The sequence below is a fragment of the Sphingopyxis sp. CR5 genome (genome assembly GCF_059693785.1).
Genome location: NZ_JCATIE010000008.1, coordinates 122,144 through 143,800 on the forward strand (window position 1 = coordinate 122,144; position 21,657 = coordinate 143,800).

19 protein-coding genes are annotated in these 21,657 nt (G+C 65.2%); 6 read left to right on the forward strand and 13 right to left on the reverse strand.

Annotation, left to right across the window (positions count from 1 at the left end):
• Window positions 1–28 precede the first annotated feature (28 nt).
• From AC58D2_RS13695 to AC58D2_RS13705, 3 genes are read right to left on the reverse strand one after another with little or no spacing between them, the layout of a single operon-like run.
• The gene (locus AC58D2_RS13695) at window positions 29–640 is read right to left on the reverse strand and encodes an SLATT domain-containing protein (RefSeq protein WP_497391235.1); all 612 of its coding nucleotides are present in this window, start codon (window positions 638–640) and stop codon (window positions 29–31) included.
• Window positions 633–2,396, reverse strand: a complete 1,764-nt coding sequence (locus AC58D2_RS13700) for a phospholipase D-like domain-containing protein (protein WP_497391237.1) — start codon at window positions 2,394–2,396, stop codon at window positions 633–635. The genes AC58D2_RS13695 and AC58D2_RS13700 overlap by 8 nt, the downstream gene beginning before the upstream one ends.
• The gene (locus tag AC58D2_RS13705; RefSeq protein ID WP_497391410.1) at window positions 2,393–5,884 is read right to left on the reverse strand and encodes a DEAD/DEAH box helicase; all 3,492 of its coding nucleotides are present in this window, start codon (window positions 5,882–5,884) and stop codon (window positions 2,393–2,395) included. The genes AC58D2_RS13700 and AC58D2_RS13705 overlap by 4 nt, the downstream gene beginning before the upstream one ends.
• An 834-nt stretch (window positions 5,885–6,718) precedes the next feature.
• Here AC58D2_RS13705 and AC58D2_RS13710 point away from each other — a divergent pair.
• Entirely contained in the window at window positions 6,719–6,970 is a 252-nt protein-coding gene (locus tag AC58D2_RS13710) for an EexN family lipoprotein (RefSeq protein WP_497391239.1), read from the forward strand.
• Window positions 6,971–6,979: 9 nt separating this feature from the next.
• On the opposite strand, the gene AC58D2_RS13715 is transcribed toward AC58D2_RS13710, so the two are convergent.
• From AC58D2_RS13715 to AC58D2_RS13745, 7 genes are all read right to left on the reverse strand, one after another.
• Complete coding sequence (locus AC58D2_RS13715) at window positions 6,980–7,894, reverse strand: HEPN domain-containing protein (RefSeq protein ID WP_497391241.1); 915 nt, start codon at window positions 7,892–7,894, stop codon at window positions 6,980–6,982.
• A gap of 165 nt (window positions 7,895–8,059) precedes the next feature.
• Window positions 8,060–10,039, reverse strand: a complete 1,980-nt coding sequence (gene rlxS / locus AC58D2_RS13720; protein WP_497391243.1) for a relaxase/mobilization nuclease RlxS — start codon at window positions 10,037–10,039, stop codon at window positions 8,060–8,062.
• Between the two features lie 327 nt (window positions 10,040–10,366).
• Window positions 10,367–10,723: a hypothetical protein gene (locus AC58D2_RS13725; protein WP_497391245.1), complete on the reverse strand. Its 357-nt coding sequence runs from the start codon at window positions 10,721–10,723 to the stop codon at window positions 10,367–10,369.
• Between the two features lie 236 nt (window positions 10,724–10,959).
• Window positions 10,960–11,697 carry a lytic transglycosylase domain-containing protein gene (locus AC58D2_RS13730; RefSeq protein ID WP_497391247.1) on the reverse strand — a complete coding sequence of 246 codons (738 nt, stop codon included), beginning with the start codon at window positions 11,695–11,697 and terminating at the stop codon, window positions 10,960–10,962.
• Window positions 11,685–12,278 (reverse strand): S26 family signal peptidase, encoded by a 594-nt coding sequence (locus AC58D2_RS13735; RefSeq protein WP_497391249.1) that lies wholly within the window; start codon window positions 12,276–12,278, stop codon window positions 11,685–11,687. The genes AC58D2_RS13730 and AC58D2_RS13735 overlap by 13 nt, the downstream gene beginning before the upstream one ends.
• Window positions 12,265–12,579, reverse strand: a complete 315-nt coding sequence (locus AC58D2_RS13740; RefSeq protein ID WP_497391251.1) for a helix-turn-helix domain-containing protein — start codon at window positions 12,577–12,579, stop codon at window positions 12,265–12,267. The genes AC58D2_RS13735 and AC58D2_RS13740 overlap by 14 nt, the downstream gene beginning before the upstream one ends.
• Before the next feature lie 159 nt (window positions 12,580–12,738).
• Window positions 12,739–13,062 (reverse strand): DUF736 domain-containing protein, encoded by a 324-nt coding sequence (locus AC58D2_RS13745; RefSeq protein ID WP_497391253.1) that lies wholly within the window; start codon window positions 13,060–13,062, stop codon window positions 12,739–12,741.
• A 434-nt stretch (window positions 13,063–13,496) separates the two neighbouring features.
• On the opposite strand from AC58D2_RS13745, the gene AC58D2_RS13750 reads away from it, so the two are divergent.
• Window positions 13,497–13,790, forward strand: coding sequence for a hypothetical protein (locus AC58D2_RS13750; protein WP_497391255.1), 294 nt, complete (start codon window positions 13,497–13,499; stop codon window positions 13,788–13,790).
• Window positions 13,791–14,057: 267 nt separating this feature from the next.
• Here the strand turns inward: AC58D2_RS13750 and AC58D2_RS13755 are convergent, their stop codons facing one another.
• From AC58D2_RS13755 to AC58D2_RS13765, 3 genes are all read right to left on the reverse strand, one after another.
• On the reverse strand, window positions 14,058–15,983 hold the full coding sequence (locus AC58D2_RS13755; protein ID WP_497391257.1) for a ParB/RepB/Spo0J family partition protein: 1,926 nt from the start codon (window positions 15,981–15,983) through the stop codon (window positions 14,058–14,060).
• 98 nt (window positions 15,984–16,081) lie between these two features.
• The gene (locus AC58D2_RS13760; RefSeq protein WP_497391259.1) at window positions 16,082–16,513 is read right to left on the reverse strand and encodes a DUF2958 domain-containing protein; all 432 of its coding nucleotides are present in this window, start codon (window positions 16,511–16,513) and stop codon (window positions 16,082–16,084) included.
• Between the two features lie 501 nt (window positions 16,514–17,014).
• Window positions 17,015–17,581, reverse strand: coding sequence for a hypothetical protein (locus AC58D2_RS13765; RefSeq protein WP_497391261.1), 567 nt, complete (start codon window positions 17,579–17,581; stop codon window positions 17,015–17,017).
• Between the two features lie 377 nt (window positions 17,582–17,958).
• Here AC58D2_RS13765 and AC58D2_RS13770 point away from each other — a divergent pair, with 377 nt between their 5' ends.
• The 4 genes from AC58D2_RS13770 (at window position 17,959) to AC58D2_RS13785 (ending at window position 21,631) form a co-directional block, all read left to right on the forward strand.
• The gene (locus tag AC58D2_RS13770) at window positions 17,959–18,729 is read left to right on the forward strand and encodes a hypothetical protein (RefSeq protein WP_497391263.1); all 771 of its coding nucleotides are present in this window, start codon (window positions 17,959–17,961) and stop codon (window positions 18,727–18,729) included.
• A gap of 3 nt (window positions 18,730–18,732) precedes the next feature.
• Window positions 18,733–19,758: an OmpA family protein gene (locus AC58D2_RS13775; protein WP_497391265.1), complete on the forward strand. Its 1,026-nt coding sequence runs from the start codon at window positions 18,733–18,735 to the stop codon at window positions 19,756–19,758.
• A gap of 365 nt (window positions 19,759–20,123) precedes the next feature.
• The gene (locus AC58D2_RS13780) at window positions 20,124–20,708 is read left to right on the forward strand and encodes an RNA polymerase sigma factor (RefSeq protein ID WP_497391267.1); all 585 of its coding nucleotides are present in this window, start codon (window positions 20,124–20,126) and stop codon (window positions 20,706–20,708) included.
• Entirely contained in the window at window positions 20,705–21,631 is a 927-nt protein-coding gene (locus tag AC58D2_RS13785) for a FecR family protein (RefSeq protein WP_497391269.1), read from the forward strand. The genes AC58D2_RS13780 and AC58D2_RS13785 overlap by 4 nt, the downstream gene beginning before the upstream one ends.
• Window positions 21,632–21,657: the final 26 nt, after the last annotated feature.

The following is a 21,657-nucleotide window of genomic DNA, read 5'->3' on the forward strand; positions in this document are numbered from 1 at the left end:
CTGCTGACCAGCCCGACGGCGGAGCGCGTTAAAGTTTCGGCAAGAAATGGAGAAAGAGGAGTGGCGGAACGATCACGAGCGAGATGTAGAGCCAATATTCGCAAACGAATAGCCAGAGCGTGCGCACCAGGATCGCCGCATAGGTCCTCCAGTTGATTTGGAGTTCCTTCGCATTGGGAATGCGAAACCGGTTTCGATCGAGGTCCTCATGATTGAGCTGCGCGTTCTCGAGCAGCGCCGAATAGTCGGCGGCATATTTCTGGCGCTGCGCATCGGCCTCGGTCAGCGGCAAGGCTTGGAATGCATTGTAAAGCGTCGAGATCGCCAAGGCATTTTCGCGCATACGCTCGGCCTCGCTCCCGTAATTTCGCGCAGCCTCGACGAGCGTGATCATTATTAGGAAGACCGAGACGACGATATTTGTCACCGAAAGAAGCTTAATACCGGTAGCCGTCAAGTCACTCTCGAAGACGAGCTGGTACAGCGAAACCGCTACGAGATAGCAGGATAGCAGCGAAGTCGCGAAAATCGACAGGCGGTGGCGCCCTTCGAGCCGCTTGTGCGCGTTGAAGCGAGCGCTCTTGGTCTGCCACATCTTCCGCAGGAGATGGTCGGTCGCGCGGCTTGGGTGATTATCCATGACGGTCCTTGGTAGAGGCGGCCGCGCGAAGCGCGGCGACGACGTTTGCGGCTATCCCGGTGCCGTGCAGGTGGATCCCCATCTCGCGCCGGGGATTGGTTGGAGCCGGATCGGCGGAAAGCCAGTTCTGACTCGTGATGACGACATCGTCATCGTCCCAGCCGAGCAGCTTGGCATGAACCTCCGGTCTGGCTGGCGGGACGACGCGGATACCGTCCATTGGCAGTCCGTGTGTGATGGAGGCCCAGTCGGGCTCGCCCGTATCGGGCGCAATGCCATAGCGTAGTTCCACGTCGAGTCCGGGCCGTGCCTTCAACGCGGCCCCGAGTGGAATGAGCAGGGCTTGACGCGCCGCCGCCGACACACGATGGCTAGTGAGAAAGAGCTGGCGCTCGGCGCGCGCGCTGGCCTGTGCTAGCAGATCGCGGTGCGCCGCGCCGAATATGAGACTCGCCGACACATTTCCACTTTTGGCCGCAGGCGCGGCGGAAAGCGATGCTGCGTAAGCGGCAAGCTGCGATGTCAGCGCGTTCCAGTGGCCATCCCGGCCGCGGCTTAGCTCCGCCGCCTGGTAGATTAGATCGGCGACGAGCCGGGTGTCGCGCAGCCGCACGCTGGCCTCGAGTAGCCCCATGCCCGAGGAGAGCCAATTGCACGATCCCAGCAGCGCGTGCGGAGCGCCGCCCGAACGGTCAGCAATGACGAACTTCGCGTGCGAGCGGGTCGAAAAAGGATGGAGGCGAATGAGTTCATCCTCTCCGCTTGCGGCGAGTTCGTCTCGCAGCGCGGCTACCGCTTGGCGGGTGCGACCGATGAAGCGACGATCGTCGCCTTCCCCCCACATGAGCTCGACACGCGCTCCTCTTCGCGCTGCCTCAAGAAGGCTTGGCCGCAGTCGCTCGAATGCCTTTTGGCTGACAAAGGTCGAATGTATAACAAGACGTTCGCGAGCTCCCGCGATCAACTGCAGGAGCGCCTCTTCATTCGCTACGCCGCCTATCAGCAAATCCTCGTCGGAAAACGTGATATGCCGGATCTTCGCGTCATTGTCGCCTGGGACCACTGGCGCCACGACGGCGACGGTCACCGGATGACCCGGGCGGCTTTCCGCGCCCCGTCTGGCGGCATCAAGCACGGCGTCGATGAGCCGTTGCGGCGCGCGCTCGGCGAGTCCCTCGACCTTCCCGCCCCGCACCAGCACGAGCGCATAGCGCTCCATGAGACGGTCCCCCGCGCGCTCCATTCCGATGAAATGCTCGTCCTGCCGGAACAGATGCTCGACGAGATCCTTCACTTCATACTCGCTCTCAAGTTCGGGCGGTTTCATCCACACAATGGCCTCGCGGCGTTCGCGCTCGATCACGGCATTCTTGTGCAGGAAGGGGAGTTCGCGGGGTTTGAACACCGTCCCGGTCGTTCTGTCTACGACGAAGTTCATCCAGCGCGCGACAGGAGTAGCCGCCGCAGGCAACTCGGGCTTTGCCGCTGCAACGGCCCCTGCCGCACTCGCAGCGAACACGAGATCGGAAGGGGAAGAGCGAAGTTCGACCCACCCAGCCCGCATGAGGCGGATTAATATTTCGATGACCAGCCGCTGGTGCATTCGCCCAGCCCCCGCGAGATCGGCGACACCTTGCGGCTTTTCTGCGAGCGCCGCGAGCACGAGGTGCTCGACGATGCTCCAGCGTCGCCCCTTTTCAAGGTGAAACTTGCGCTTGCCCCGATAGACGGGGATCGCGACGCGGATGTTGCTCATCGCACGCCCCTCTTCAACCGATCGATCCGGATGCGTTGGATCTCAGCGGGATTAAGCTGCTTTAGCTCCTCGAACAGGGTCCCGATGAACTCGATCCCGCTGCTATTCCCTTCGATTCGGGCGCTCTTGAGGATTTCCTCCAAAAAATCGAATGACCCCACGACGATGAGCCGCCATTTAGCGCGGCTGAGAAGTACGTTCATACGCCGGTAGTCGGCAAGAAAGCCCAGCGCACTGCGGATATTATTATGCGCATTGTTCCGTACGAGAGACACGATCGCAACGTCAGCTTCGCTGCCCTGAAAGGAGTCGACCGTAAAGCAGAAGCTTCCATCGGCTGTGGGGGATGCAAAGCCCAATGCAGCAGGGTCGAACCGGCGATCGGACGCGATCATATCGCGCAGCCGCGCGACCTGCTGCGAATAAGGCGACAGCAGCGCCAACGTCGGCGCCTTGGCGGCCTCCGCCGCCCCTGCAGGCCGCAGCTGTTCGAGGATCAGCCGCACGGCTTCCCGTTCCTCGCCGCTGTGCCAGCGCGGTGCTTCTTCCCCCCTTATGCGCCCACCAGCAGCCTGTTTTGCTTCGATATCGACGAGCAGCACGGGGACATCAGGCAGACGCGCCGGATCGAGCGAGCGAACGGGACAGGGCTGGGTGGTGAAACGCATCTCGCTGTCTGAATGGGTTGCCAGCGCCGCGCCATCGAGATCCGTGTAGAATGTGCCGCCGATGATCTTCGCGATCGCCGGATGCATGCGGTGCTGTTCATTGAGCCGCATCGCGAAGGTCTGACCCGAGCGTCCTCGCTTGCGGCCGAATTCCGTTTCGATCAGTGTCTGGAACAATGTCAGTGCATCGATCGCACGTGCGCACAACGCGGGAGCGCCGCCCGGATCCTCGGCGACTTCGTCGAGGAGGGCCTCGGTTGCTTCGTCGCGCAACGAGCGGCCGATGAATTCCGAGCCGATGGTGAGCGCATCCACAACCTTGTCTGGCATGCTCAGAAAGGCGATCATCTTGTCGGCATTGAACGGGGGAAGCTGCTTATGATCGCCGATCATCAGGCGACGGTGAGAGAGAAGCTGCGGGGCGATCAGTTCGGTGCCCGTAGCCTTGCCCGCCTCTTCGATGATGCTCCAGTCGAATTGGCTATGCTCCTCGATTAATCGCTCGAGATCCGCTGAATTGGTGGTCGCGAAAACGAGATTGGCGGCGCGCATGACGACGCCTTCGAAGTTTTTGAGGTCAGCCGGATATTGGGGGCGTTTTCCCGCCTCGATGCGCTGCGCCCGGTCGCGCGCGCCGCGTTCCAGCCGGTTGAAGCGATCGCGCAGCGCTGGCCGGGCGCCCGCGACGAGGTCGCTCTCCGCGATCGCGCCCAATGTCTCGCGGCTCACCTTGGCAAGGCGATGTTCGCTCTTGTCTTCCCCCTCCCGGCCCGAGCCGCAGCGGACAATGAGCGGTTCGGTATCGATCGTTTTGGTCGCGGGAACGATCTCGCTCAGCAAGTGATCGACCGCCGCATTGCTCTGGGCACTCAGCAGGAATCGCAAGGTGGGCTCATCCTGGAAGCGGCGCTTGACGAGCTCGCGGACGAGCCGGGTCTTGCCGACGCCTGGCGGCCCCTGAACTAAATAGAGCGGCAGCGTGCTGATGATCTGGCGAAGGGCTTCGCGCTTCGAGCTGTCTAGGTCGCCGAGATCGGCATCGGCGGGTACGGGATCATGGCTGGGCGTTAGCTCGGCCAGCGGACTGGTCAGGGCGCGCTGAAGTTCAAGATGCTCGCGAAGCGCACCGAGCGCCTTCAGTCTGCGCCGCAGCTGCGTATCGCGCCCTATTGAATCTTCTGGAACTAAGAACAGCGGTTCGCTGTCGGACGGTCGTTCTGACCCGCGAAATTGATAGGCGGTTTGCTTGCCCTCACGCTCGATCGCGCGCTCGAACTTCCATTCACCATCACGCGCATTCTGCTGCCCGAGATTTTCCTCGGTGGTGAGGATCCAGCCTTCCCGCCGAAGCCCGTCACTCGTCAGGGCGCTGTGCAAGCGGTTTGCAGGCGAAAGGATGTCTAGCGCTTCTGAAAGCCTGTCGCGCTCGGAATCGGCGCGTGGGACGAGCTGGATGACCGCATCGTCGCTTCCCGTCTCCGGTACAAGGTCGGGGAGCAGCCGCACCGGAAAGGTCTCGGCGACGGCGAACAGAAGCTCGATGATGAGGGTGAGCGTGAGCGCGCCATGAAATTCCGCCGCCGGATCAGTCCCGCTTGTGCCGGCCGCCATCTGGTTACGCAGCGTCTCCCAATTCCTGACCTTGCCCCGCGCCCGCGCGAACCGTGCCGGCGCCTCGTCGCCGCTGATAAGTTCCAGCCCCGCTGGCGCGAGCTGGAGGGTGTTGACGATATTAATCTGTGCGGGCCCCTGCCGCGCGATTGCGACGCACTCCGCATATTCCCAGGAGGGCGCTTGCGCACGGGGCGCCCGGTAAGCACGCAGCTGGTAATAGAAATCATGGCCGCGAAGCATCAGCTTCACAGGCTCATGCTCGAGGGCCACTGCCACGAGGAGCGGGCCGTCCGCAAGATCGGCTTCAACGATAGAGGGAAGCTCGGGGAATATGCTCGCGGCATCGGTGCCAAAATGGGTCGCGACGGTCCGTGCGATCGCGCCTTTCTCGCGCAGGTCGAGAACGAGGTGCAGCTTGCTTTCCTTGCCCGCCGCATCGGCCGCGACCGCGGTGATGATCTGGTCGATATGTTTCAGGACGACATCACCGTCGAGACGGTCAAGGATTTCGACGCCCGCGAGGTTGCGCAGCAAGCGCACCTCCGCTGCGGAGAGGTGATCGGCGACTTCGAATGCAGGGATCGAGAGATCATCGACGCGGGCCCAATCAGCCCCGATCAGCCGCGCGACGAGCTTGCCGAAAGCAGCCCAGTCGCCGCGGAATGACACCGTCCCCTCGGGCTTGCGCAGCGCGCCCTTACCGCGTGCCGCGCTCGTGACGAGACGCATCGACCATTCGAAACCCGTGAGCTGAAAATCGGGCTCTTCGCCTTCGGCGCTGAGGACAGACCAGGCGTCGAGATCGCGGTGAAGCATGCCCTCGCCGTGCAGCGCCTCGAGCGCGAGCGCGATACGCTTGAGATTGCGCCAGAGCCGCACACGGTTGACGGGAGGACGCGGCGCGGTCAACCAGTGGCCAGCGCGTGTGCGCTCCAGCGTCGGCGCAATCGGCCGCCGCGGGCCCGGCTCAATAACCAGGTAGAAGCCAGCGGCGTCGCTTCCCGCGTCCGCGAGCCGTGCAATCACCTCGTGCGCAACGGGATGGCCCGCCATGCGATGGAGCTGGCGTATCTCATTGCGCCAAATTGCCTCAAGATCGGCATCCTTTTGCCGCTCCGAACGCGGCCATATCTTGATGAGCACAACCTCGCCGCCCGGCCCCACCCCCTCAATCAGCCCGACACGCCCGGCTTTTCGGTCGGGCACGCGCAAATACGCGTCGTCGAGACGATATTTTGCCAGAAACTCGGACTTGCGCCGTCCCGCTTTTTTAGCCACTTGCCCTCACACCACCCCTGCCTCGGACATCCGAACAGTGACGCTTATAGTAATGAACGCTTTTCGCAACAGTCCCCGACGAATAGCGTCCTTTTTGGATACACCCGAACGTCGAATGCCTGCGGATCGACAATCTTGTTCTCCGCGAAACCCTTTAGGAGAGTCTGCGGGCTGTAGCGGTTCGCTTAACCTTTGAACCCACGCATCAACTAGGCCTACACCGGCAGTCCACGGCGATTTAGAGCAGATCAGGAATCCGGGTAGCCGGGTCGCCAGCGTGTATAGCGGTCTCATGGAAAAGCTGTCCTGCCAGCCGACAACTTACACGCCAGCACCGCATATACTTCCGGCGTATATGGGCATCGGAATCCATAAAAAAGCTTGGGACAATAATGCCGTTATCCTGGTCTCATCCTCAAACAGTCGAGCGATGCCGAACCAATTTCCAAATAGCAGGGAAAGCCTATGTCTGCTTTAGGCGGAATTCAGTCGTCACGACGGGAAACGGTATGAAGCAGGCGGCAACTTCGCGGTAATCGAAGTTGCCGGGTGTTGAGAACAAGTTCGAGCACTTGCGCCGCCACTTTTGGCGAAAGCCTGAACATATGCGACGGCCACCCGGCGGCGCCTTCATATCACGGGTTTTCCGATTCAGCGAGGCGGGCGTGCCAACAACTGTTCTCGATCTGAGAGTATCTCACGATTTCAGATTGTCGTTCGAAGTCGGTGCGATAGATTGCCCGCGAGCCACGGGAGAGTGTGATGAAAGTCCATCTTGTCGGCGCGATACTCGCCGTCACCGCGATCTCCGGATGCAGTCCGTCCGAACCGCGCAGCACGCAATATTTCGAAGCCCATATCGATGAGGCGCGACAGCTCGTTGAAGGATGCCGCGACGGATCGGTCCGCGGGCCCGAATGCGACAATGCCGACATTGCGGTTCAGACCGCTGAAGCCAAGGAACGTCGGAAACGGTTCTTTGGTGACCGCAAGGCCTATACGCCACGCCAATAGAAGGGTGGGCTAGAGGCCGGCATCCGATCGTAGCTGGTCCAGACCTTCCCGGCAGAGCCGTTCGATGATGTTGCGCAGATTGGTCGCCGATGCGGCGAGCGCTGCCAGATCGTCGGCGCTAATATCATAGCTGGGCGAATAGCGCGCCTCAACGTATGCCCTCTTCAATAATTCGAACCGGCGTCGATCGAGCTTGCTGTCGCGCGGCCAGGCCTCGACCAGACGTGCCTCCCTGTCCTCTGCCAGCGAGCGTAAGAATTTGATGTTGTGAGAGCGGGGAAAGTACAGCGTGTTGGTTAGCAGATAGCAGGCATAAGCCCGTTCGACAGTCTGATGGAGTGTGAAGGCGGCATCTTTCCTCCATCCGACATTATGCAAGTCCTTTGAAAATTGAAACGCCACCATCTCTAGTGCGCGATCAACCGAAGGGAGCCCCTCCTCGAAATACCCTGCTGCCATCTCATAAGCATCAGCCACGGTCAGCGGCTTCGGCGCCGCCAACGCATGATTGGGCAGGTCGTAGAGCAGGATGCCGTCGCGCAGGATATCGACCCAGAAATATTCGCCGCGGCTGAGCGCCCGGTTCACCTCGTCGAGCGTGTGCACGATGATGTTGAGGGTGCGCCCGACTTCGGGATCGCGAAGGATCTTGTCTTCGGCCAAATACCAGTGATCGGCGATGTCGGTCAGGTCGGCGTGGCTGACGATGATCAGGATGTCGAAATCGGACTGGTAGCCATTCTCGGGCTCATCGACCCAGTCGCTGCGCGCATAGCTGCCGAACAGGATGATCTTCAGTATCTTGCCGTTGCGCTTGCCCTCCTTGGTCGAGCGCTCGATCGAACGCGCAAACTCCTCCATCAGCACCCGCTTGATGCGTTCGAGTTCGCCCTGCTGCTTGGCGGGGAGGTGGTCGATTTCCATTTTCATTTCAGAGAGAATCTGGCCGACATTGAAAGCCCTGACAAGGCCATCTGCTCTCAAATCGAGAGGAAGTTGTACCTAGCCACCTATTTCCCGACGCTCCGGAAGATCGACGCGGCGATCTTAGGGTAACGACGATCCGCAACGCAACGGCCCGATCGCGGATCAGCTTATCTCGGGACCGCTGCGGCCGCGCCCGATCGTCCAGTTCACCCCGCTTTCGCGCATCAGTCCGGCGACCTCTTTCCCGATGTGGCGATCGAGCACGGGCTTCCAGGGCACGAGAGTGAACTGTTTCGCTTTCTCGACGAGCGCATAACGTCCGCCCTCGCCATCGATCCGACGCGTCACCCGGCCCTCGATCCAGTCACCCTTCCCGGTTTCGGAAAATTCGCTGCCGAGTTCGTTCGACAGGCGCCGCGCGAGCCGCGACAGCTCGCGGCGCTGCAGCGCGGCCAGGGCGCCCGGACGATAGGCGATCCCCTCGCCGTCCGGATCGGCAAACTCCTGCTCGATAAGCCAATGCCGGCGAAGCTGCTGCGCCGCGCGCACCTCGCCGCCAAATCCTTTCGCGCGCAACGGCTCGGGCGTCGCGGCAAGCATCTCGCGGTCGAGCCAGGTCACGGCGCCCGCGCGCGGGAGCCTTTCGAGCGGCACCGCCGACAGGATTTCGACGGCGACGGGCCGGTCGCGCACAGCATCGCGTTCATAGGCGGCGGCGCGCGCAACATGATCGGGCGCGATCGCCCAGCTTCCGTCGGCATCGCGCCCGGCAATTGCACCGCGCCGCCGCATCGCCTCGAGCCGCCGGACATGCGTTTCGGCGAAAGCCGGGCTCGCGGCAGGATCGTAGCGGAGATGCGCCCGAATATCGTAGCGACCATCATTGGCAGCGGCGACCGCCGCGACGGTCCGGTCAACCTCGCGCGCACCGGCCGCCGCCGGGACGATCCGCACGATCGCGCCCTCGACGAGCGGTTCGACCGCAACGCCCTTGCCGATGCCGACATAATGGGTGCGCCCGTCGACCCCGTCGACGATCAGATAATGGCGGTCGGCAAGCTCGTCGGCGAGCCCGCGCATCGCAACGCGCCCGACGAGCGGGCGGTCGAGCGGCATCGCGTTGTCATGGACCGCGTGGTCGGCGGGCGCGTGCGCCCGTCCGCGCGCAGCGAGTCCATGGTTCATCGCGGCGATGATATCGCCGCGCTCGCCCATGCGTTTCAGCGCGGCCTCCATATCCTTCGCGAGCCGCCACTGACCGGGCGCGATTTCGTGCGCAAGACCCATGCGGCCGAGCGTCTGGAGCCGCCCCGCGCGAACCGACTGCATGAAAGGGTCGCGATCGGCCGCGAGTATGAGCGGCGACGCGCCCTGTTCGCGGAGCAGCTGCCGGTCGATCTCGATGAGCCGGTCGGCGCCGATGTCGTGCCGCATCCGGGCCTCGATTTCGAGCTGCGTCTTCGGCCCCAAATCGAGCGTCACGAGCTCGCTCGCGCGCTCGCGCAGTCCGCGAGCGATATATTCGCGGGCGATTACGAGATTCTGGCCGGACTCGTCGACGCCGCGCAGCATGATATGGCTGTGCGGATGACGGGTGTTGAAATGGTCGACCGCCACCCAGTCGAGCCTGGTCCCGAGATCCTCTTCCATCTGCGCCATCAGCCGCCGCACGAACGGCTTGAGGTCGGCGTAGAGATCGCCCTCTTCGGCCGAGACGATGAAGCGGAACTGGTGCCGGTCGCCCGCGCTGCGTTCGAGGAAGGATTGGCCGTCGGCGACATCGGCGCGCGCGTCGTAAAGCTCGCCCGGATGGCCCTCGCGGGTGACGCCGTCGCGCTGGATATATTTGAGGTGAGCCGCCGCCGCTGCGTGCCCCTTTCCCGCGAGCCGCGCGAGGCGCGTCTTGATGACGACGCGGCGCTGCCTCTGGCGCGAGCGCGAACCGCGGCTCGCGAGCAGCCGGCCGACGGGTGCGCCGCGGCCGATCCGGCTGCCATCGAAGCGCGCGGCCTGGCTTCGCGATTTCCTCCCGACCAGCGTTGCCGCGGCAAGCAGCCGCCCGAGATATTTGCGCGCTTTCCTGCTCCTGGTCGCGCGCATCCGGCCGAGCCGCGGCTCGAAATCCTCGTCGTCGCCGCTCATCGCGATATTCCGCCGAGTCTCGCGCAAACCCGCGCAATTGCATGGGTTTCGCCGCGCCGATCTCGCAGGGCGCGAAGCAGTCTCGCAAAAAAGGATGTGCAGACAATAAGATAGCCTCGCCTGCGAGGCTGTCCCTTTATCTTGCCTTCTCCCCGCCCCCTTCCCGGCGCCTCCCTCCGCCTCGAATTCCCCGACCGCACACCTTCCATCGGCCGCCGCCACATAGCTTCCGCCGGCGCCCGCCGCGCCGATTCCGCAGCGCCCTCCGAGCACGCCAAAAGGAGCAGCGCCCGCGAGGCACCGCTCCTTTGCGAAAATGCAATTTGCTCAATGGACCGATGCAAAAGCGCCTTCGGCATCGCGCCGTTCCTCGAAACGCCGAAGCCCGAGCATCGCCTGCGCTTCGTGCCGGTCATCGATGATGAGCACCGCCACGAACCAGCGGTCGCCAAGCCACCCGAGCACCGCGACGCGCTCGAGCAATTCCGCTTCTTCCTCGAGGCTTTCATAAGCCCCGAGACACCGCTCCTGCACGCGCGCCTCCCAGTGAAAATCGGCGCCTTCGGCGTCGATGAAGCGCTCCGCAAGCGCTGCGGCGGCGCCGCTGCCGAACTCGATCTCGAGCCCGGCAACGAGCCGTTCGTAGACGCCGTTCGCCTGTGAAGACTGCGCTGAAAATGCCATGATTGCCTCCGCGTTGAACCGTCCTCCTTAGTCGAGGACAGTCCTTCACGGGCGGGCGCCGGCGCGGCTGTCAGGGCCGCACGGGCGAAGCCCGGGCGCCGCGAAGCGGCGGCGGAGGAACCGATTTGCGAAGCAAATTGGAGGGGCCGCCGGCCTTGCACAGCCGCGTCGGCGCCCGTCATAATCGGCCTTGCCGAGACGAGCCCTCCCACCCTTTCGGCCAGCCGCATCGCCGCCTACTCACGCCGCGCCGGGACATCGCGGCGCAGGAGAAAGATCGGATCGGCAGGCTGCGTGGGCGGGAGCGCCGCACCGCCGGGAGCAGCATTTATGTCCAGCGGAGCGGCATCGTTCGATGCAGCATCGCGCGACGAATCTGCCGACCGCGCGAACAGGAGCGAAGCACCCTGCTCGACCGTCGCGACGGGCGCGATCGGTGCGCCCGGCACCACTCCCGGATCGGGCAACGCCATGGCCCGCGACCGAACAAAAACGCCATCGCGCCCGAGAATCCGGGCGACATAATCGCGCGTCTCGCGCGGCAGCGGACGCCCGCGCGCGACATAGTCGCCATAGCGTCCGGGGCCGGCATTATAGGCGGCGAACAGCCCCGGGTAACCGAAGCGGTCATACATGGCGCGAAGATAGGCGGTTCCCGCGACGATATTGTCGGCGGGGTCGTGCGGGTTGCTCCCGAGCCGATAGGCCGCGCGAAGCGAGGCCCAGGTCCGCGGCATGATCTGCATCAGCCCCATCGCGCCCGCATGGCTCGTCGTCGGCCTGCCGCCGATCTCGGTGCGCCCGCCGCTCTCGGCCTCGATCACCGCGAGCACCCATGCTTCGGGAAGCCCGAAACGCGCCGCCGCCGCGCTCGCGAGCGGGCGCCATGTCTCGACCTCGCGTGCGCCCGCACTGCCCGGAATGCCGAGCGCGAGCAGCGCGAGCGCCGCGCAAAGCGACTTCAGCGCGCCCATATCAGCCGCGCCTTTCCGATAATGTCGCCGGGTCCGGTGACCCCGAAATAGCGCCCGTCGAACGAGTGCCGCGCGTCCGCCATGAGGAGGAAGAGCTCGCCCTGACGCAGCGCGCGGCAGCCCTCCCACCAGGGCAGGGTCCGGCCCGCGCCATCGCGCACGCGCCGTGTCACCGCGGGCACCGCGTTGATCGAGACGTGCTCGCCATGCGCGCAGACGATGTCGCCTTCAGCAGCGACGGCGCGCTTCACGAGCGGCACATTGGCGGGAAGATAATGGCGCCGCGCGGCGAGCATGCGCCACGGCGCCGGGGTTCGCGCGATCACCATGTCGCCCGCACCGATCGGCGCGCCGGGCGACACGAAATAGAGCCCCCTCGGCGCGCTCGCGCTCGCGTTCCAGACGAGTAAGGGGGTAGGCGGCAGCGCCGCCGATCCGAGCAAAAGTCCCACGAAGCCGCCGGTCGCAGCGAAGCGGACGCGGCGCCAGAACCACGCCCGGCGCGCGCTGTCGGCGCGGCGTTTCGCCAACCAGTCGAAGAGCGGAAGCGCCTTTGGCTCGCCACGTTCAAGCCGCGCCATGATCGCCTCGCGCCGCGCCCGCGACCGCCGCCGATGCGCCGTCGCTACGATCCTCGCCGCCCGCGACGCCGCTTGCGCCGCTGCCCGGCGAGGTCGAGCGCGACCATGCGATCAGATCGTCGACATGATAGCGGACATAGCGGCCGTGTCGGCGATGGGGCGGGCCTTCGCCCGCCGCGCGCATATATTGAAGCTTGCGCGGTCCGAGCCCGAGATAAGCCGCAGCCTGCTCGGTATTGAGGAAGGGGGTGCCGTGGCGCGCGGCGCGCGCGCGGGCAATCTCATCGGACTGGTCTGCCATTTTGCCATGTCTCCATATCGTCGGGGTCTGCCGCGGCCCGATGCGGCGGCGCACCTCCGCGATGCGCCGGGCGCCGCCGCGCGGGGAGGCTCGAAAAATTAGGGCAAACAAAAAGAGCCCCCGCGCCCGGCGGGCGCGAGGGCGAGGTGGGGGATGCGATCAGTCGGCGGGATTCCAGATGAGCGCATAGGTGTCGTCATCGTCCTGGCCCGCCGCGCGCCCGAGGTTCGCATAGAGCCGGCGCGGCCCGAATTCGGGGGCGGCGAGGCTCAGCGAGACATAGGGCTCGCCCGACACCTGGCCGGTGCGGATCCAGGCGGCACCGATTTCGACATTGTCCGAAAAGACCCGGAAATCGGGCTGGGCGTCGCCCGCCTTACTCCGGTTCGGGCGGATATCGACGTCCGCGCGGATCGAAAGCGTCTTGAGTTGACCGCGATATCCTTCGGTCATGTTGCCGTTCACAAAGCCGATGGCAGCCATCGTTCGTCTCCTTGGATGAACGCCGCCGGGACCATTCCCGGAGCGTGGCGGACACAAGGGACGGGGTATCCGGCGACGGCGCACCCGAAGGGCCGGAGCGTGAGCGGAGGACGGTCGCGCACGGCCTTTTTTGCGCGCGGAACGCGCGGGACCCGCGAGGAGCCGGCGAAGCCGGCGGGGAAAAAAGGGTGCGCGCGCCCGTTGCGCCGCCGCCGCCCCGTTCCAGACGCCACGACCGGCTCCGGGATGGTCCTGCGGCATGCCCAAAAGAGACGAACCGGCGATGCGGCGAGGTGTGACGGCATCCTCGAAAGGAGATGGCCAAGCGCGCGATTTCGATGCAGAGGATCGTCCTCGCAAGCAGCGGATTCGTCGAACCGGCGCTGACAAATTCCGGCATCATAAGGGTTCGAACGAGCCCGACAGGGGACCCAATGGACGGACAGGCCCGTCTCTCTATCGCTACCGAAAGCCGCGATATATCGATGATCGCCGCGCGCAGCGCGGGCATCTGGATCGCGCTGGCGCTCGACGAGGAGGCGCTCGCGGCGCTGCGCCGCGACGGGCTCGATCCCGCCGCGCTGCGTCTCGGCGGACTCCATCCGTTCGAATATGAGCTGTCGCCGGACGGCGGTCTCGAGGTGACCGCGCGCGCGAGCGACGACACCGGCGCGGAGGCGCTGCTCGACCTTTTCCGCATCCATTTCCTGCGCCGCCTGCTCGGCTAGCGGCCGCATTCGCCCGGAGCCGGGCGCCCGCCAGCGAGCAGGCGCAACAAGATATCGCACGGCGCCGAAGGCCTGCCGTGCGGCCTTCCCGAACCACGCAAAGGCGCGTGCCCGGACCAGCGATGGTCCGGGCGCGCGCCTTTTCCACCCTCTCCGCGCCGCCCCGCGAGGGGCGGCGCGCCGGGTCAAAGGTCATCCAGCGCGGCATCAAGGATGCGCTGACGGGGGGCGAGCGGCGCCAGGACGCCCGCCCCCGCCGTGCACCGGTCAGGCTGCGAGCGACGGCGCCCCGCTATCTTCCCACGGCGGCAATTCGCCGGCATCGGCGGCAGGTTCGGCGTCCGCCTCGCCAGCCGTTCCGGCATCTTCCTGCGCGGGCGCGATGCCCTCGCCCTCGCCCTCGCCCTCGTCTTCGCCGACATCGCCCTCCGCGTCGCGAACCTCGTCGGGGTCCGCATTCGCGCGCGCTGCCTCGGCTTCGGACGCCGATGCCAGGATATGGAGCAAGCGACCGTTCGCCGCCACGCTCGCGACGCCGCCGCGCGCCGTGTAAGGCGCTGGCGGAAACGCCATCCACTTCGGTACCCAGCCCTCGACCTTGGCGCGGCCGCCCGTGCCCTCCAGATGGTCGGTGACGATGGACTTGAGGACCTTGGCCTTTTCCTGCCCGTTGGCGGCGGCGACCTCGGGTCCGGCGACCTCGGCGACGATCTGGCCGAGCACCTCCTTGTCGCGGACGAGATTCCAGAAGGCCGCATCGGGGCGCCAGACCGTCGCAAGGTCGACGCCGAGATGCTGCCCGATCATCTCGACCGCCTCGCTTCCCGCCTCGAGCGTTTCGCCCATCACGATGGCGACGATTTCGAGGACGACGGGGTCGGGGAGTTCGAGCAATCGCGCGAAGATCGGCGCGAACCGCCGCTCGCCATGGCGCCCCGTAACCGTCAGATCCTCGGCGTCGAAGCCGAGCACCGCGAGCACCGCGCGCCGCCGTTCGTCGAAGTGCGCCTCGCTCGCGCAGGTCTCGACGCTTTCCTGCACCTCTTCCTTGGCGCAGACATAGGATTGGAGATCGACGCGGTAATGGTCGGCGCCAGCGATGACATGCGCCGCGAGCGCGCGAAGCGCGACCCCGCCATGTTTCGCGAGTTCGGCGCGGACCGCCGCATGGCGATGAAGATTGATGTAGCTATTCATCGCGCTCGTGACCTCGGGGCGCGGCGCCTTGGCCGACGCGCCCGCCTCGCCGCGCGCCCGTGCCGCTGCTTCCTTTTCGGTCAGATAGCCTTCGTGAAAGTCGATCTCGCCCGTCGAACGTATCTCGACATAGACACGCCCGCCCTTGCGCTTGGCGGTATGGCTATGGTGCCATGTGATGAAGCGGGCGCCGCGTTCGAGGATGATGACATCGCTCCAGCCGTCCTCCAGATAGGCGGCCTTGCGCGCCTCGACCTCGGCCATCTGGAGCGCCCAGAAAGCATCGGTGTCGGGGACGAGACGGTCCTCGCTGAACAGGTCGGCGACAATCGCCAGTCCCGATTCCTCGATATCGAACAACGCATGGTCCGCCTTGATCGCGCCGCCGCCGAACAGCCAGTCCTTGAGCTGGCTTCCGGTCGGACAATATACATCCTTGTCCTCGAACAGCGCTAGCCATGCACTCTGCTGCGCTTTCGACGCGAGGGTCAGATGCTTGACCGTCGAGGGGTCGATATCGCCCGCGCGGTAGAGGCTGCGGATGCGCGGCAAGAGATTGCCGAGCGCGAGGATGCGCTTCACCGTCTGCGGCTCGAACGCGAAGTCGGCGGCGATTTCGGCTTCGCTGCGGCCCGATTTGGCGAGCTTGACGAAGGCTTCCCACTGGCTGACCTCGTCGGGTGCGACGCGCGCCAGATTTTCGAGCATCGACGCCTCGATGGCGTCGGCATCGTCGCCATCGTCGAGAATCGCGCACGGCAGCGGGCGCGGCGTGCCGCCTTCGCGAACCACTTTATTGACGGCAGTGAAGCGCCGACGCCCTGCAAGGATTTCGAAATGGCCATCGGCACAATTGGGGCGCACCAGCAGCGGGACGAGGACGCCGCGCTTGCGGATGCTCGGCAATATATCGCCGACATCGGGGTCGCGCCCCTTGGCGCGCATATTGGACTTGGCGACCGACAGCTTGTCGAGTTCAATAAAATCGAGTTTCATGGGACTGCTCCAAAGTGAGCGCCGGTCCCGTCTTTCGTCAAAGGGGGGACGGGACCGGCTTTGAATGGCGGCGAAGGCGCGCCGCCTCGCCTTGCCGCCTAGTCCGGCGGAAGCTCGTCATTCGCGCCCGGCGAAAGCGGCGGCGTCGCGTCCTTGTCGCGGCGGCGCAGGATCGTCTCGGCGGCGATAATCATTCCGGCGCGCCGTGCCGTGTCGGCCCAGACCGAAAGCGGGGCGCGCCCCTCGAAATGCTCGTCGCGCTCGATCCGCATCCCGAACGGGAGCCGGATCGCGCTGATTTCCGAGAGGCTGAAACTGCCGAGTTCGGGACAGCCGAAACCAAGGTCGGCAAGACCGAACAAGGTGTCGCCATCCTCGTCGAGTTCGGTCGCGAGCCATGTCGCAGGCCCAAGCGGATTGAAGAGCTTGACAACCGGGCACGGGTCGAAGTCTCCCTGCGCGGCACGGCGGCGGCCCGTCGCGCCATTGGCTTTCAATATGGCGATAAGGTTGTCGGGAACGAGGGTCATTGTCCCCCTCCCGCCGTCTCGGCGCCGCGCGCTCGCGCGCGGCCCTGCTGCGGGGCGGCCTCGAGCCGGGTCTGCGATAATCGATACACGGGGGCGCCTCCTCCTGACCAAATCCGCCGCAGCCGGCCCCGGACAGCGGGGCGGGCGGCGAAACCACGGGATCAGGGACCGCCGATCGAGGCGACCCGCGCACCCGAAGGGCCGCAGCGGAGCGGAGGAGCCGGACGCAGGCCGGCTTGCGCGGGCGCCGGGCGGTCCCAGAACCCGTGCGCCGCCCGCGCCGATGTCCGAGGCGCCGGCCACCAAAGCGCCGCCGCGCGGACGCGCGGCGTCCATTGGCCGCAACGCGAGTTCCGGGTCGGAATGGCCGATTATGGGTGAATGGGCTTGCACGCGGATCGGTCGCCGATGACGCCGCTTCGAACCCGTTGTGCGGTTTCGCGCAGTAGAGTGCCGGAGGTTACGCGCCTGGGCCGGAACCGCGGGCGCGCAACCGGAAGGTCAGGGACGAACCGCTGGCTCACCCAGCAACGCCTCGACATCCGCCATGAGCGCAATCGCCCATTCTGCGTTCAGCGCCGGTCCGGGTCCGCCCGGCCAGCAGACATCGGCGCCGAATAGATAATGAAGCTTCCAGAGCAAGGCGGCGACATCCGGCGCCGGAGCCATGAGAAGATCGACCTCGGCATCGCCCTGCTCCGCGCAAAGCTCTTCATTTTTCGCTTCGACCGCATCCCAATCATGTGCTCCGCGTGCTGCTGCATGGTCGAGCCAGGCCGTTCGGATCGACGCGGCGGCTTCGCGAAAGCGCGGCGACACATGATTGTCCCAAGCGTCGAGGCGGTTCGCATCGAAGAAAAAGCGTGCGACCTCGCCGCTTTTGGCCTCCAGGTCGAACCAGAGATCGGGGCAGGGAGCCGTGCGCTCGACCGCATCGATCATCGGCTTCAACACCGTTTCGGTATGTTCTTCATGCGCCGTCTTCGCCGCCGCGCGCCTCGCAAGCAATTCGGCCCAGCGCGGCGTCGCCTCTTCGGCGCGTTCCATGACCACCGCTTCCTGCATCATTCATCTCCTTTGCATCGCCGCTTGATTACGGCGTGACGAGAATATGACAGATCGCGGCGCAGGGCGTCGGGCCCGAAGGGCCCAGAGAAAACGCGCCCTTGGCGAGCCGCAGGCGCGGCGGCGTGCGCGCGCAGCGGTGCTTCGCCGCCGCCGCGCCAAGAAAGCGAGCCGAGAGCGCTGCGCGGCCAACCGTAAGGACACGCGACCTCTGGCGGCGCCCGCCGCCGCCAGTGTGCGCCCATCAAGGGCCGCGCGCTATAATACCTGCGCTTGTCGGCGGACCGGACCTTACCGCCAAGTCAGTCGAGACCGGCTGGCCCGTTCGACGGTTGCGCAGACATCGCGCCCGCTTTAATTCTGACTTCGGGGGTGAATCTATGTCGGAGGAACAAGCGGCCGAGGAGCCGGACAAGGGGTGGTCGCTCTATGTCGGAGAGACGCTGGCGCGTCGAAACGGGCACCATGGGCCTCCAATCGCGACGATCTATCATTTGGAGGCCGGCCTTGGCCTTCTCCATTCCATCGACATGTTGATCGATCGGAACAGCGAATCGATACTCAAGCGTCTGCCGCAGCGGCGAACCGAACAAATCGCAACCCAGGCCGGTCAGATTCTCGCGACTATAGACAGCAGCGGACCATATAGCGTCCCAACATTGACCGGGCTCGAAACGCGGCTCGGCTTCAATCCGGTTATCAACATCGTCGATCCCTATACCTTAAGCGCGATGAACTTGGAGGAAGGCCGCCGTCACGGCTTTCCCTTCGAACCGGCCTTTTCGAGAGACGCCGCGGAAGAGGCTCCGGACGTCGAGCTGATCGATGAGGAAACCGCCCGCACCGGCTTTATCGCCATGCTTGCAGATGCCTATCGCAACACAAGAGCCCTGTTCTCGCGTCGGGACAACCCATCAACCGGTTCAATCGACTTCACTGTCCATACAGGGCTCAAGGACTATACGCTCGATCATACGCCGGAATTTGCCATCACCTGGAGCAGGTTCGGTCACGTTCGAACCTCGCCGGTAACTGACAAGCTCTACAGCGGCCACTATTTCTTCCGCGGCACATCCGGACGGAGCATCAAAAAGGATAGCACCCGACATCTGGTGTCGTTCGATCGCACCCAGACGACGCTAAGCTGGTAGTCAGTGGCCGCCGACACACTCTTCGATCCCTATGTCATGGGCATCGGCGCGGCGATGACTGCGGGCGCAAACATCTATCTCGCCGTTTTTGGGCGCCGCCCGAAGTTTCTCCCGCCGGTCCGGGAAATCGACCTGTTGCAGCGCGCCGCTCATATATTGTCCGTTGGCGTTGTGATCCTCACCTATCAATTCGGCGCCAAAGCAAGTTTCGGAAGTGTTGAGGAAATGCTCGTCCGGACTCTCGCCGCTTTCGTGATTTCGCTCTTCCTCTATTTCCTGCTTCTCTCAAGTCTTTCGTTGCGCTGTCCGAGCGATCCGACCCTCTATCTCGGCGGGCTCTGGAAAAGCGCCGCTGCGAAGGAGAGAATCTCAAACGCCAGGACGACGCCCGAAGCGGGCCCCACCAGCGCCGGCGAATATTTTTGCAACAACGGACGCAATGCCGGGATGATCTGGCCCCCCTCATCCCGACTAGGCGCCGGAGCTCTCCTATTTCTCGGTTATATCGCACTGATCTTCACCGCGACATCCGCAGTGACTTCAGCCTGGATGCTCGCCGCCGAGCAGCAAAAGCCGGCACTCGCCCCAGATTCCGATGTCGTCCCAAATTTACCCGAAGCTATTACGATTCCCAGCGATCCGCTGTTCGCGTTCGGTAAGGCTGACCTCACGCCCGATGCGGAACGGATTCTCGGCGGCACCGGCAAGCTCTTGCGGCAAAAAGGACCGACCTCGATCGAGATTTCGGGTCATACGGACGCGATAGGTTCAGCCGCAGCGAACCAGAAACTGTCCGAGCGCCGGGCTGCGGCAGTGCGGGACTGGCTGATCGCCCATGCCTGCCTCGGCGACATAAAGATCGTCACGCGGGGTTATGGAAGCGCGCGATCGGTTGCCTCGAACTGGCATCAGGATGGGCGGGATGATCCGGAAGGCCGCGCGCTCAACCGGCGTGTCGAAATCAGATATCATGCCAGCCCGTCCAGCACCCGACCGCCCTTAGATTGCCCGGCTGCCAAGGGCAGATAAGTTTGCATTTCTCGGTCGCCAGATCTTCGCAGAGCGCGACCTGCCCTGGTTGGACCTGTCGAACTTGAGGAACTCCAGATAGCCCCCACCCCCCTCCATTTCCGACCAGTCGCTCGCCCGACTCTTGCCCTTACGGCACAGCCGGTTATGCTGGTCCGGCATCGGGCAGCGAAGCGCCGGATGCCGGAGCGTGAGAACTCCGTTCGAGAGCGATCTTTCCATTGCCATCCCGCCGGGTGGCCGTCAGCGCATGTCCAAGCCCTCGGGCCAAAGGCTGCGGCGCGGGTTTTCTCGAGCCTGTTCTCAACGCCCGGCTTTCGCGCCTCGCCGCCCCTCCCCAAGGGAATTGGCACAGGCGCACGGCGATGGACTATGACGACAGCGACACCGAAGGCAGGCGCGGCATAGCCGCCGCCGATCCCCTGCCCCCCGACGACTGGCACGGATATGGCCGCACTGCGCGCACCGAGGCCGTCTATGCGGCGCATGGCCCCGAGCTTGCGCGCTTCTTCCGCCGCCGCGCCGCGAGCCAGGACGTCGGCGATCTCGTGCAGGAGCTGTTCCGCCGCTTCGTCTCGGGCCGCTTCGCCGCCCCGCTCCCGGCAGAGGAGGCAAGACCTTATCTGTTCGACAGCGCGCGCAATTTGCTCGCCGAGCGGGCGCGGCGCGACGGTCGCCGCCGCGCCGCCGCGCATGTCGAATATGACGACCGCGAGACCGCCGACCAATGCCCGCACGAGCGGCTCGAGATGCGCGACGAGCTCGCCCGCGTCGAACGCGCCATTTCGAAGCTCAAACCCAGGACGCGCGACATATTCCTGATGCACAGGTTCGAGGGACTGAGCTATGAGGAAATCGGCGCGGAGATGGGCATGACGGCAAAGGGCGTGGAAAAGCAGATGGCGAAGGCATTGATCGCGATCCGCCGCGCGCGCTCGGGGCGCCGGTGAGCCGCGAGAGCGAGGCGGGACATTGGTACGCCCGGATGCACGGGCCCGAAGCCGATTCGAGCCGCGCGGCCTTCGAGGCGTGGCGGCGCGACCCCGCCAACGCCGCCGCCTATGCCGCCTATGAGGATGACTGGACGCTCACCGGCCACGTCGCACCGCGTGCGCGCAGCCGCAGCGAGCGCGAAGCCGCGCGCCGCGGAGCGGGCGCTGCGCGCTGGGCGCTCGCTACCGCGGCGGTGGTCGCCGTCGCGCTCGTCTTCGCCGCGACCATCAGCCCCCGCACCGACACGCCGCAGGTCGCGAGCGGGCCGCTGCAGCCGGGCGAGCTCCGCCTTGCCGACGGCACCACCGTCAGGCTGATGGACGGCGCCCGGGCCGAGCCGCGCTATTCGGAGCGCGAACGCCGTCTTGTCCTCCATGGCGGCCGCGCGCGCTTCGATGTCGCGCATGACGCGAAACGCCCCTTCATCGTCGCCGCGGGCAACAGCGAGACACGGGCGCTCGGCACGATCTTCGAGGTCGACACCCGCGCCGCGGCGCCGCGCATCACGCTCATCCGGGGCGCCGTCGAGGTCCGCCTCGCCGGGGCGTCCGAGGCGATCCGGCTCGCCCCCGGCGAAAGCGCCGAGGTTCGCGGCGACGGTCCGCGGCGCCTGCCCGAGATGATAGTGCCTGTAGCGGCGACGCTGATCGACGCCGACAAACTCCCGCTCGGCGCGGTGATCGACCGCGCGAACCGGGCGAACACGGTCCCGATCCGGCTCGCCGATCCGGCGCTCGCCTCGCTCGAACTCACTGGCCGCTTCGATCTGGCGGACAGCGCGGCGCTCGCGCGCAAGCTTGCCGCCGCGCTCGATCTCGCGGTCGAAACACGCCCCCATGAAATCATCCTGAAAGCGCCGCCAGAAAAACGGGGGGAATAGTCCGCCCCCATCATTCCCGCATCCCA

Bases quoted from the DNA above. Each gene is read 5' to 3' on its own strand.
- AC58D2_RS13695 (WP_497391235.1), bottom strand. From the start codon at position 640: ATGGATAATCACCCAAGCCGCGCGACCGACCATCTCCTGCGGAAGATG.
- AC58D2_RS13700 (WP_497391237.1), bottom strand. From the start codon at position 2,396: ATGAGCAACATCCGCGTCGCGATCCCCGTCTATCGGGGCAAGCGCAAG.
- AC58D2_RS13710 (WP_497391239.1), top strand. From the start codon at position 6,719: ATGAAAGTCCATCTTGTCGGCGCGATACTCGCCGTCACCGCGATCTCC.
- AC58D2_RS13715 (WP_497391241.1), bottom strand. From the start codon at position 7,894: ATGGAAATCGACCACCTCCCCGCCAAGCAGCAGGGCGAACTCGAACGC.
- rlxS (WP_497391243.1), bottom strand. From the start codon at position 10,039: ATGAGCGGCGACGACGAGGATTTCGAGCCGCGGCTCGGCCGGATGCGC.
- AC58D2_RS13725 (WP_497391245.1), bottom strand. From the start codon at position 10,723: ATGGCATTTTCAGCGCAGTCTTCACAGGCGAACGGCGTCTACGAACGG.
- AC58D2_RS13730 (WP_497391247.1), bottom strand. From the start codon at position 11,697: ATGGGCGCGCTGAAGTCGCTTTGCGCGGCGCTCGCGCTGCTCGCGCTC.
- AC58D2_RS13735 (WP_497391249.1), bottom strand. From the start codon at position 12,278: ATGGCGCGGCTTGAACGTGGCGAGCCAAAGGCGCTTCCGCTCTTCGAC.
- AC58D2_RS13740 (WP_497391251.1), bottom strand. From the start codon at position 12,579: ATGGCAGACCAGTCCGATGAGATTGCCCGCGCGCGCGCCGCGCGCCAC.
- AC58D2_RS13745 (WP_497391253.1), bottom strand. From the start codon at position 13,062: ATGGCTGCCATCGGCTTTGTGAACGGCAACATGACCGAAGGATATCGC.
- AC58D2_RS13750 (WP_497391255.1), top strand. From the start codon at position 13,497: ATGGACGGACAGGCCCGTCTCTCTATCGCTACCGAAAGCCGCGATATA.
- AC58D2_RS13755 (WP_497391257.1), bottom strand. From the start codon at position 15,983: ATGAAACTCGATTTTATTGAACTCGACAAGCTGTCGGTCGCCAAGTCC.
- AC58D2_RS13760 (WP_497391259.1), bottom strand. From the start codon at position 16,513: ATGACCCTCGTTCCCGACAACCTTATCGCCATATTGAAAGCCAATGGC.
- AC58D2_RS13765 (WP_497391261.1), bottom strand. From the start codon at position 17,581: ATGATGCAGGAAGCGGTGGTCATGGAACGCGCCGAAGAGGCGACGCCG.
- AC58D2_RS13770 (WP_497391263.1), top strand. From the start codon at position 17,959: ATGTCGGAGGAACAAGCGGCCGAGGAGCCGGACAAGGGGTGGTCGCTC.
- AC58D2_RS13780 (WP_497391267.1), top strand. From the start codon at position 20,124: ATGGACTATGACGACAGCGACACCGAAGGCAGGCGCGGCATAGCCGCC.